10 protein-coding genes and 1 tRNA gene are annotated in these 11,340 nt (G+C 28.9%); 4 read left to right on the plus strand and 7 right to left on the minus strand.

Annotated features, from left to right (window positions below; translation table 11 throughout):
* Positions 1-271: 271 nt before the first annotated feature.
* From ACJTHF_RS12260 to ACJTHF_RS12285, 6 genes are all read right to left on the minus strand, one after another.
* A tRNA-Gly gene (locus tag ACJTHF_RS12260) sits at positions 272-342 on the minus strand.
* A gap of 207 nt (positions 343-549) precedes the next feature.
* Positions 550-2,025, minus strand: coding sequence for a Mur ligase family protein (locus ACJTHF_RS12265; protein WP_084756315.1), 1,476 nt, complete (start codon positions 2,023-2,025; stop codon positions 550-552).
* Positions 2,026-2,120: 95 nt separating this feature from the next.
* On the minus strand, positions 2,121-3,377 hold the full coding sequence (locus tag ACJTHF_RS12270) for a hypothetical protein (protein ID WP_058590967.1): 1,257 nt from the start codon (positions 3,375-3,377) through the stop codon (positions 2,121-2,123).
* 88 nt (positions 3,378-3,465) lie between these two features.
* Positions 3,466-4,212, minus strand: a complete 747-nt coding sequence (locus ACJTHF_RS12275; RefSeq protein WP_107609463.1) for an anti-sigma factor — start codon at positions 4,210-4,212, stop codon at positions 3,466-3,468.
* Position 4,213: 1 nt separating this feature from the next.
* Positions 4,214-4,771, minus strand: coding sequence for an RNA polymerase sigma factor (locus ACJTHF_RS12280; protein WP_025905379.1), 558 nt, complete (start codon positions 4,769-4,771; stop codon positions 4,214-4,216).
* 55 nt (positions 4,772-4,826) lie between these two features.
* Positions 4,827-5,414 carry a class F sortase gene (locus tag ACJTHF_RS12285; protein WP_058590969.1) on the minus strand — a complete coding sequence of 196 codons (588 nt, stop codon included), beginning with the start codon at positions 5,412-5,414 and terminating at the stop codon, positions 4,827-4,829.
* Positions 5,415-5,579: 165 nt separating this feature from the next.
* Between ACJTHF_RS12285 and ACJTHF_RS12290 the strand changes: the two genes are divergently transcribed.
* Positions 5,580-5,891, plus strand: a complete 312-nt coding sequence (locus ACJTHF_RS12290) for a hypothetical protein (protein WP_058590970.1) — start codon at positions 5,580-5,582, stop codon at positions 5,889-5,891.
* Positions 5,892-6,069: 178 nt separating this feature from the next.
* On the opposite strand, the gene ACJTHF_RS12295 is transcribed toward ACJTHF_RS12290, so the two are convergent.
* Positions 6,070-6,756 carry a hypothetical protein gene (locus ACJTHF_RS12295; protein WP_058590971.1) on the minus strand — a complete coding sequence of 229 codons (687 nt, stop codon included), beginning with the start codon at positions 6,754-6,756 and terminating at the stop codon, positions 6,070-6,072.
* A 328-nt stretch (positions 6,757-7,084) separates the two neighbouring features.
* On the opposite strand from ACJTHF_RS12295, the gene ACJTHF_RS12300 reads away from it, so the two are divergent.
* From ACJTHF_RS12300 to ACJTHF_RS12310, 3 genes are all read left to right on the plus strand, one after another.
* Positions 7,085-8,122 (plus strand): 2,3-butanediol dehydrogenase, encoded by a 1,038-nt coding sequence (locus tag ACJTHF_RS12300; RefSeq protein WP_048540342.1) that lies wholly within the window; start codon positions 7,085-7,087, stop codon positions 8,120-8,122.
* A 292-nt stretch (positions 8,123-8,414) separates the two neighbouring features.
* Entirely contained in the window at positions 8,415-8,729 is a 315-nt protein-coding gene (locus ACJTHF_RS12305) for an ArsR/SmtB family transcription factor (RefSeq protein WP_058590973.1), read from the plus strand.
* An 18-nt stretch (positions 8,730-8,747) separates the two neighbouring features.
* Positions 8,748-11,267 (plus strand): heavy metal translocating P-type ATPase, encoded by a 2,520-nt coding sequence (locus tag ACJTHF_RS12310; protein WP_232157006.1) that lies wholly within the window; start codon positions 8,748-8,750, stop codon positions 11,265-11,267.
* Positions 11,268-11,340: the final 73 nt, after the last annotated feature.

Genomic DNA, 11,340 nt, shown 5'->3' on the forward strand with positions numbered 1-11,340 from the left:
TTTTTCATTTGTGTGACTAATAACTTTATCAGATTGATCCTTATCGCCTGCCTCCTAAAAGATAACCTGTTAAAAATATTTAAATACCTGTATATAATCTTTTTACCAGATTTTAAAAAGCTTGATACAAGTATTTTGGGTTCAGTTATCTACTAACAATATAAAAAATGAGTCTGGGAAATCATATTATGTCCCAGACTCTCGAAAAATTGTATCGCTATGAAATTAATTATTAAATATGAGTCACATTTCATAGTTTTTATAAATTCAAAGCGGGTGACCAGAATCGAACTGGCAACATCAGCTTGGAAGGCTGAGGTTATACCATTTAACTACACCCGCACAAATATTTCATTCGATTTATTACCTTTAAAACAAATGAAATATTTACTATTTAGAATTATATAGTACCAAACCATAAATTTAAAATCAATATATCTAACAGCTAACCCTATATAAAAGCGAGTAAAATCCATTTCACTATCTTTTTATATTAGTTATATTTAAACAACTCATACCAACAAGAATCTTTAAAATAAAAAATACTATTTACACCAATTTATTATTTATACACATCTTAATATATGATTTATCGTCGTGATTGATTAAATCCCCTCTATAATGCTGCGGTTCATTGATACCGGTTAATAAAATAATACTTTCATCACTTTTAGTTTTCTCAACAATTTTTTTGATTGCTTCTTTTCTCGAACTCGCAATTATAATATTATTTAAATCATAATATTCCGGTAAATATTTAATCATCGTTGCAATAATATGGTTTTCATTTTCAAAACCTACTTGCTCAGAAGCTAAAATAATTTGATCAATATTATTAGGAATTAAATTCATTGTATCTCTTATTTTATCTAAACCGCGTAAGCCTATACCTGTAATCATTACTGTAAGATTTTTTCTCTTTTTTGAAGAATATTTTATAGCTTCGCTAATTGATTCATTAATTGCTAATGGTGTATGTGCAAAATCTAATATAAATTCAAATTCTCTTATTTTAAATATTTCAAATCTATTATCAGGTGGTTTGATATACTTAACAACCTCTAAAATATTTTTTATATCAAAATTCAATTTATGTATTGCAAATATACTAATAGCAAGATTTATATAATTATGAATTCCATTCAATGCTATATTGATTTGATAAACATTTCCATCTATCCAAATAGATAACTTATTCTCCTCTATAGAATATTTATAATACATATCATTTTTTTGGTTATTAGAAAAATGATACCTATCATAACCTATTTTTCTGTATTCTTCACTATCATAATTGACAATACTTTTTTTACTTAGCGCATTCAGTTTTAATTTAGCTTCTAAATAATTTTCAAGTGTATGATGATACTCAAGATGTTCAGAGCTAAAATTGGTAAATATTGCTAGTTCGTTATATATAAAATTAACCCTTTTTTGGTCTAACGCAATAGATGTAGCTTCATATACAATGTAGTCATAATTTTTTTCTGCAAAATACTTTATAATTTCAGCAAATTCAATATGCATTGGTGTAGTTGGTGTAGAATGGTTAAAATTCATTTTGTTAAATTTAGAATCATAAACGCCTAATGTACCAACAACAGCTACTCGTTTATCTAGTTTTGATAATATTTTTCCTACCATATGACTTGTAGTTGTTTTACCATTAGTACCCGTTACTGCAATAAATTTTAAGCTTTCGATATATTTATCATAAAATAAATGTACTAATTTATTTATCGCTGATGCATAGTTAGATAAATATATAACTGGAATATCACACTTCATATCATCCAAACTATTTGCTTCCATATTCGTCAATATTAATATTGGATTTTTACTTATAGCTTTTTCTGCATAAATTTTAGAGCGATTAGACGCCTTTAATATAAAAACAGAAGAAGTTTTAATATTTTGGTACATGGTTGTAATATCAGTACACTCTTTATCTATATTGATTTTATAATTATTATTACTAACTAATATTTCTTGTTCAATTTGTGATATTACATCGAGTATTTTCATATTTTCTCCCTTTTAATAAATATAATACCCTTAAAAATTTAAAAGAAAACTAAATTCAAATTTGAATTTAGTTTTCTTTATTCTATATAAAGAGCCTATTTTTGTGCACCTGTGTCTGGCATTTCTTTTGGCATATTCATTTCAAATTTTGATTTATTTTGCATTACGATTGCTTGACTTAAACCTTTAGCTGGCATAAACATATGCGCATATGCTTCTCTTACTTTCATTGTTGATGTTTTATAATCTCCTTTAGTGTAAGCATCAAATGAAGCTAACAACTGATTCACATGCATACCTAATCCTTCAGCTAACTCATCACTCTTTAATTGATTATCTGTAGCTTTAGATAGAAATGCGCCAAACTCTTTACTATAATTATCTAAGTTGCTTTTTGCTTCTTTTTTAGCGTCTTCGTCTTTATTTTTTGAAGCTTCTACGTAATCAACGAAATACCCAATATGCTCTGTCCACATTTTATCGAATTCCATACCCGCTTCTTTACCATACGCACCTTCTATTGCTTTTGATAAATCTTTTGTATTCATTTCTAACGCTTTTACTGAGGCTTTGTAATTTTTAGATCCATCATACCCATTTTGCATCGCATCGGCTGCTAAGATGGCATGTTCACTCATTAAATAATTTAAATCTGATCTTAAGTCGGCTGCTTTTGTTGTTGCACTTGTATGATGATAATCTTCAGGAAATTGTTGTGTTATAGCATTTGATAATCCTTTACTAACCATATACATGTGATGAATGGATTCTCTTTCGTATTTGTAAGCTTTGTCATAGTCCCCATTTACTGAGGCATCAAATGCGCTTACTAATTGATTCACGTGCATTTGTAAACCTTCTGATAAACCTTTCGCTTCTAATTTTTCATCTGTTGCTGATGCTAAAAATTGAGAGAAGTGCTCTCTATAATTATCTAAGTTCTTTAATGCTTCTTGTCGTGCATTTTCATCATTATCATTTGTAGCATTCACATAATCTACAAAGTACCCAATATGTTCTGCCCACATTTTCTCAAACTCTTTACCTGCTTCTTGGCCATATACATCACCGATAGCTTTAGATAAATCTTTAGTATTCATATTTAGTGATTTTACTGATGCATCAAAATCTTTAGACCCTTCTGCACCTTTTCTCATTGTATCAGTAGCTAAATACGCATGTTCACTTAGCAACATATCTAAATTACTTCTTAATTCAACTGCTTTACTATCTGTTTTTGTAACAGATTCATGTGACGCATCATGTGCTTGTGCAATTTGCGATACACTTGTTCCAGCTCCTAACAATGAAACCGATAATGACATGGCTAATACTTTCTGTGAAATATTCATCCAATCACTCCTTTGTTTTTTTGTTCATATGGTATACGCAATAAATAAAAAAAGAGATCACATTAATTAATGTAATCTCTAAAAATATCTAACCTTTTTCACCAGCCATAATAATATCACCTTCAGGAGCCTGATTATTTGGTGATGGTTCTAAAGTAATTGCTATTTTATCTTGCTTATCTAATTCGATATCACTTAAATCAAAGATAACTATTCCAGAATTTTTACTGGAAACAAAAGTACCTGCTCGATATGGCTTTTCTCTTTTAAGAATCCAAACTTGATATGCTTCATTGCCTTTCGTTTCTTGTAAATTTTGTGCTTGTACTACTAATTGTCTTTCTTTTTTATTTTTAGCTATAAACGCTTCGCCTTGAACTTGATCTTTTTCAGTAGATTTTAATTTTATTATTTGTGCACTGCTTTTATTTATTAAATGATGGTCTTTATTCTTACTTCCATGATCTTTTGTATTAAACTGATATAAATTGCCTACTATAGATATTAATAATAATGCGGCCATACTAATGAGAGATACGTTTTTAATGATATTTCGCTTTGTATTTAAAGGTCTATGCTGACTGTTATCATTATATTCTTGAGCTGAAGTATCTTCATTATTTTCATCATTTAGAATATTATTCATTATTCTACTTTTCATATCTTTAGGAGGAACAATATTTTCAACATGGTAAGGAAGAGATTCATTTAATATATTCAGTTCATCTAGTTCTTCTTGACAATTTTTACAAGTTTTTAAATGTTCTTCAAATTTTTGTTTTTCATCTTTACTTAATTGATCATTGAAATAATCATATAATTTTTCACATTCCATATTATTTCCTCTCTCCCTTCTTGTTTATTTTTAATTTGTGCTTTAAATGTTGAATAGATAATCTTAGCCTACTCTTTACAGTTCCTAAAGGTATTTCAAGCGTCTTCGATATTTCTTTATGATTGAAACCTTTAAAATAAAATAAATACACAATAGCTTGTTGCTTTGCGTCTAACTCATCTATACATCCTTTAATCTGTTCAGCTTCTTCTTTAGTTATGAGTTCTGATTCAGGTACATTATCCGTCTTTATATTATCCCTTTCTTCATCATATTCATAAGACGTTGTTTTCCTCTTACGTATATAATCAATTGCTAAGTTTCGTGAAATCGTAATAAGCCATGTCGACATCTTACCTTTACTACTATCAAATTTAGCTTTTTGATTCCAAATTTTCATAAATACATCTTGAAGTACTTCTTCACTCGATTGCTTATCTTGAGTGATTTTATAAATAAAACTGTATAGCAGCGATTCGTAACGGTCATATAATGTTTCTAAGCTATCTGTATCTTTAGATACTATTTTATCGTATAATTCTATATCCGACTCTCGCATTGTTTTACCCCCCGACATTTACTATTATATGTTAGTAAATGTCATATGCATACTTTCAACCATTTATTAATTTTGTATAAACTACTAATCTATTTGGTGTACTTCCTAGTGAAGTATTATATTCTCCTTCACAAGTAATCAAATTTAAATGTCTATTACTAGAATATCCAAATATTTTATCTACTGGCGCTTCTCTTAATTTATATAATTTTTTATCATATACTTTAAATACTAATTTCTTATTATTTCTATCACTAACCTCAACTTTATCACCTTTTTGAAGTTTATGAAGATTTGTAAATACACCTGGATTCACACCATCATCAACATGTCCCGCAATCACAGCATTACCAAGTTCACCAACTTTAAAACCATCTTTAAACCAACTAGGCGTATCAATATCTTTTGGTACTGCCATTTCATTCTTTTGATTAGTTCCAGTGTGATCTAATTCGTGATTTACATTTATTCTTTTAATATTTATTTTCAAAGGTACGATACCTTTTTGATATGTTTCGAATGCCTTTGATTCTACAGTTTGAACATTTTTCTCTTCGCTTGTTTTTTTATCTACATGATTCATTTGATTATGACATCCACTGAGTATTAAAACTGTCATTAATACCGTTATCATTTTACGCATAGCCATCACATCCTTTTATATATATACGTAGATTTTTATGAATAAGATCACTCTATGTATCGATATCTAGACATATTTGGATATTCTATTTATTTTTATAAGTTTATATTTTTCTAAAAAAAGGTATATATACTTCATACAGTTAATATAAATAGGAGTGATATGATGGGTAAAGTAGAAAAATTAGAAGAATTTGTTGAAGTCGTCAAAAAAGAAAGTGGTGTAGACTTTAAGAATTTCTACTCTTCAGAAAAACAATTAAAAAGTTTATTAGGTTTTAACAAGAATTTAAGACCACAGTTCTTAAAAGACTTAAATGATGAACATATATCATTTATTTATTCTGTCGTATCTAGTGACAGTTCTGAAAACGAAAAAGTTGATACTATGAATCATAATATTAAATATGAACTAGAAAATATGTCGGCAAATGATATCATTAATCATTATGAAGCGTTTAAAAGAAATAATAAATAGATAGTTGAAAAGCTCTGATGCAAGTGTATTTTGGGTTTAGCTATCCAATGCATTATACAAAAGAAATCTGGGAATAATATTATATCCCAGATTTAATGACTAATTATTTAACTGATAACTACTTTATAAGTAGTTCTACTATTAATATCTTTATAATATGCCTTTCTTTTGATTGATACTATTGACTATTTCCATCCATACTGTGAGTATTACTTAAAATATTTTTTGTTTTCGAAGCATTAGCTTTATATGTAAAAACACGTATTTTTTTTAATCTACTAAAATTTTGCTCAAACGATATATTACTATGAGTTTTAAGCACAGTGGAGAAATCCTTCTTGAATAATAACACCCCTTTAAGATTTAATGATATTAAATGTATTTGATTCCATTTCGGAAATTTTGATTTATGATATATGATATTTCTTGTCTCAAGTGCTATAAATTCATTACACCAGCTTCTCTTATGAATGATTTCTGTCATGGCTGGTATATTATTTTGTATCATAATACTTTGAAATTCTTCTAAATATTTATCTGCAACATCCACATGTTCAACAATATTTAAATTACATTTTAAAGACTTCAAGCTTTTCACATGAGCATTAGGGGTTAATTCCATATATTCACGACGTATAGTTACATCCTTTGTTAAAGGTATTGTATTTATGATATCTCTATTATATTTAGACAAATCAATTACACATAATAAATTCCATTTATCCCCTCTACTATTAAAAAATAAATTAGATGTATAAAAAGTATATGTTTCTATATTTATATCATTTAATTTTTTTGAGAAGATTCTTTGATATTTCTTTTTTTCAGATTTACTATTAAAAATCAAAGTATCTATAAGATACATAAAAATCACTCCTATATTTTTTAATTAATATATTCAATTATGTTATGTTATGTCTTATATATTACACTCACACCTATTTTACTAACCACTTTTATTAAGGTATATATTAATATGCCAATGTCACTTTATTAATCTTTTTAACTTCTCCTACTAATCTAATTTTAGAAACCCTTATCACCATTTATCGTTGCAAACTTTTAACACGTTATCATTATTATAAACTTTATATTCAAACATATATATATATTCTATTTTTAAAAGTTATTTATTTGAAATTAACTTTTAAAAGGCATATTATTAAATTAAATACTATAAGGAGGTTTTATAAATGAAAGCAGCAGTTTGGTATGGTCAAAAGGATGTACGTGTTGAAGAACGAACTACGAAAGAATTACAAAGTAATCAGGTTAAAGTTAAAGTTTCTTGGGCTGGTATATGTGGTACAGACTTACACGAATACTTAGAAGGTCCTATATTTATTTCAACCGATAAACCGGACCCGTTCCTTGGACAAAAAGCACCTGTAACATTAGGTCATGAATTTGCAGGTGTAGTAGAGGATATTGGTTCAAAAGTTACTAAATTCAATAAAGGCGATCGAGTTGTTGTTAATCCTACAGTTTCTAATCATGAAAAAGAAGAAAATATTGACCTTTATGATGGTTATTCATTTATAGGCCTAGGTTCAGATGGTGGATTTGCAGAATTTACAAATGTCCCAGAAGAGAATGTGTATAAACTGCCAAATAATGTTTCTGATAAAGAAGGTGCCCTTGTTGAACCAACAGCTGTAGCAGTTCAAGCAATTAAAGAAGGAAATGTCCTTTTCGGTGATACTGTTGCTATTTTTGGAGCTGGACCAATCGGATTATTGACAACTATAGCTGCTAAAGCTGCAGGTGCTAGTAAAATATTTGTTTTTGATTTATCTGAAGAAAGATTGAAAAAGGCGAAAGAAGTAGGCGCTACTCATACTATAAATTCTGGTGAATCAAACCCAGTTGATGTTATTAATAAACATACTGATAATGGTGTTAATGTGTCATTTGAGGTAGCAGGTGTAGCACCTACATTTAAATCTGCCATTGATGTTACTAAACCAAGAGGCACTGTTGTTATTGTTTCTATATTTGGACATTCAATTGAATGGAATCCAATGCAGTTAACAAACACTGGCGTAAAACTTACATCGACTATTGCTTATACACCTTCTACATTTCAACAAACAATAGACTTAATTAATGAAGGGAATTTAAAAGTTAAAGACGTCATAACTGATGAAATTGAGTTAAATGATATTGTAGAATCAGGTTTTGAACAACTTGTAAACGATAAATCACAAGCAAAAATTCTCGTTAAATTATAGTACAGTTTATAAAAAATAATGGATGGGTAAAATTTCAATTTATTCTTCCATTATTTTTATTACTTTTATTATTCTATAAAATTTATAATTGCTTATTCATGTTAATTTAGTAACCTCTTCTCCCCCTCTATTTTTCATCATATAAAACCAAATTAAAAAAATAACATATTCATCTTTCCTCCGACCACTTACATACTTATATCTTTTTTAAATATAAGTGATATATTGACATTCATATTAGAAAATACTAATATGAAAACATATTAACTATAGGTAATATGAGGTGGTTTAAATGAACGACATAGAATTAAAAGCACATTTTATACATGGTCTTTCTAATAAAACAAGATTAACGATATTAGAGTTGCTTAAATTAAAAGAAATGACTGTTAATGAAATTGTTGAAAAATCAAAAATCAGTCAATCTAGTATTTCTCAACATCTAGCCTGTCTTAAAGGGTGTGGTTTGGTTATTTCAAGACAAGAGGGTAAATTTGTTTATTATCAAATTAAGAACGATCAGATTTTAGCATTACTTCAATTAATTGATTCTGTAGTAGAAGATACTGAAGAAGATATAGCATGTTGCCAACATCATACTATTTAAAGAAGGAAGGTAACTTATATGGGCAAGCAATGTTGTAGTAATCAAGAAACAAGTCATACTTGTTGTACTAGTAATAAAGCGCAAGAAAATAATTGCTGTAGTAATGAAATTAAAGCAACACCATCAAATAATAGTTGTTGTACAACTCATGAAGTTTCTAGTCATTCAACTGAGAACAATTCGAATATCACAAATCATAAAATAACTGAGGAAGAAGATGAAGTTGCCACCTCGGCTTCTAATTATAATTTTAAAGTGAGTGGAATGGACTGTAGTTCTTGTGCAGTTACAATTGAAAAAGCTTTAAATAATTTAGATAGTGTGGTCAACCCTAAAGTTAGTTTTTCTACGGGAAAACTATCAGTTGATTTGAAAAATACAAATGACATCAGCCAACTAACTCAAACAGTTGAAAAATTAGGATACGGTATTGAAGAAGTAAATCATAATCGAAAGTATACAACTTTCTCAGTAGAAGGCATGGATTGTGGAAGTTGTGCTAAGAGTATTGAAAATCATTTGAATAATTTATCATACGTGAATGATGTACAGGTTAGTTTCTCTACAGGGAAAATGCAAGTCGATTTTGAGGGTAATCAAATAAAAAACATTGAAAATGAAGTTTCCAAAATTGGTTATGTGGCAACTTTAAATTCAACAGATAACAAAAATGATACCAAATGGCATTTATTTAAAAAGCCTATTTTATCAGCCATATTGCTCTGTCTAGGTCTCGTTCTTACGATAACAAATCTGCCAATTTGGGTTCCTAATCTAATTTATATATTAGCTATTATCGTTAGTGGTGTGAAACCATTGAAAAGTGCATATTATGCCATTAAATCGAAAAGTTTAGATATGAATGTGTTAATGTCTGTAGCTGTCATTGGCGCTATATTAATTGGTGAATTTTTTGAAGGTGCAATTGTGGTCTTGCTATTTACGATTGGAACTTTATTACAAACTATTTCAATAGACAAGACACGTCATTCTATACAATCATTAATGAATATTACGCCATCAACAGCAACTGTAATTGCAGAAAATAGTTTAATTTCAAAAGACTTAAAAAATATTCGTGTAGGAGAAATATTGCTTGTTAAACCGGGTGAACGTGTGCCATTAGATGGAACGATTACTGAAGGTTACTCAAGTTTGAATCAAGCTCCAATAACTGGTGAATCCATACCTGTCGATAAAACGGTTGATCATGAAGTATATGCAGGGTCAATCAATGAAAATGGTACGTTAAAGATTCGTGTATCAAAATTAGTAGAAGACACAACTATTTCTAAAATTATTCATATGGTTGAAGAAGCTCAAGAGAATAAAGCACCAACCCAAGCTTTTATTGATCGATTTTCTGAAATTTACACACCTATCGTCTTTGTATTAGCATTATTAGTCATGGTCATACCACCTATCTTCTCTTTAGGTACATGGGGTGAATGGTTCTATAAAGGACTAGAGTTACTTGTTATTGCATGTCCTTGTGCACTCGTTATTTCAACACCTGTAGCCATCGTTACCGCAATCGGAAGTGCTGCAAAAATTGGCGTGCTTATTAAGGGTGGTAATCATTTAGAAGCTTTAGGTACTTTATCTGCTTTAGCTTTTGATAAAACAGGTACTTTGACTGAAGGTCGACCAAAAGTAGATACAATTAAAAGCATCGATTCTGACGAAGAAACATTGTTAAATATTGCGATAAGTTTAGAATCATACTCAACCCACCCTATCAGCAATGCAATCGTAGATTATGCTACTCAGTTTAATGCTAAAGCATCTAATATAACGAATTTTAAAAATATAGTTGGCCAAGGTATTAAAGGCAAAATAAATGAAAGTGACGTTTATGCCGGAAACTTAAAATTAATTACTTCTATCAACAAACAAATTGAAAATTATAAAGACGACATAAACACATATGAGCAAGAAGGATATACTGTTATAATTGTTGCGTCTTCTGATATCATTCATGGTTTAATAACAGTAGCAGATCCATTACGTTCAAATATCAACAAAACATTACAACAAATAAATGGTACACATATTAAAAATACTGTAATGCTTACAGGAGATAACAAAGGCACAGCTCATAAAATCGCACAACTTGTAGGTATTAAAGAAGTGTATGCTGAATTAATGCCTGGAGATAAATTATCTGCTATTAAAGGTTTACAAAATAAAGGGTATCGCGTCGGTATGATTGGTGATGGTATCAATGATGCACCAGCTTTAGCACAAAGTGATGTAGGCATTGCAATGGGCGGTATTGGTTCAGATACAGCAATGGAAACAGCTGATGTCGTACTTATGTCAGATGATATCAATCAATTAACACGTACAATTTCTATAAGTAAGAAAACTAAAAATATCATTAAGCAAAATATATATTTCTCAATACTTATAAAATTAATTGCTTTTATATTAGTGTTTCCAGGATTACTAACACTATGGTTAGCAGTATTAAGTGATACAGGAGCTGCTATATTAGTTATATTAAACTCTTTGCGTTTATTAAAAATAAGAACTTAATAAATATTTTATTAAATAAATCCTTCAATTGCTAATAAATAATCATAACCCAACAATTGCTAAAAGCCACTTT

The sequence above is a fragment of the Mammaliicoccus sp. RAM2 genome, assembly GCF_045897195.1.
GTDB lineage: Bacteria > Bacillota > Bacilli > Staphylococcales > Staphylococcaceae > Mammaliicoccus > Mammaliicoccus sciuri.

Coding starts and splice junctions, on each gene's coding strand:
- ACJTHF_RS12270 (WP_058590967.1), bottom strand. CDS start 3,377: ATGAATATTTCACAGAAAGTATTAGCCATGTCATTATCGGTTTCATTG.
- ACJTHF_RS12295 (WP_058590971.1), bottom strand. CDS start 6,756: ATGTATCTTATAGATACTTTGATTTTTAATAGTAAATCTGAAAAAAAG.
- ACJTHF_RS12305 (WP_058590973.1), top strand. CDS start 8,415: ATGAACGACATAGAATTAAAAGCACATTTTATACATGGTCTTTCTAAT.
- ACJTHF_RS12265 (WP_084756315.1), bottom strand. CDS start 2,025: ATGAAAATACTCGATGTAATATCACAAATTGAACAAGAAATATTAGTT.
- ACJTHF_RS12285 (WP_058590969.1), bottom strand. CDS start 5,414: ATGCGTAAAATGATAACGGTATTAATGACAGTTTTAATACTCAGTGGA.
- ACJTHF_RS12310 (WP_232157006.1), top strand. CDS start 8,748: ATGGGCAAGCAATGTTGTAGTAATCAAGAAACAAGTCATACTTGTTGT.
- ACJTHF_RS12290 (WP_058590970.1), top strand. CDS start 5,580: ATGGGTAAAGTAGAAAAATTAGAAGAATTTGTTGAAGTCGTCAAAAAA.
- ACJTHF_RS12280 (WP_025905379.1), bottom strand. CDS start 4,771: ATGCGAGAGTCGGATATAGAATTATACGATAAAATAGTATCTAAAGAT.
- ACJTHF_RS12275 (WP_107609463.1), bottom strand. CDS start 4,212: ATGGAATGTGAAAAATTATATGATTATTTCAATGATCAATTAAGTAAA.
- ACJTHF_RS12300 (WP_048540342.1), top strand. CDS start 7,085: ATGAAAGCAGCAGTTTGGTATGGTCAAAAGGATGTACGTGTTGAAGAA.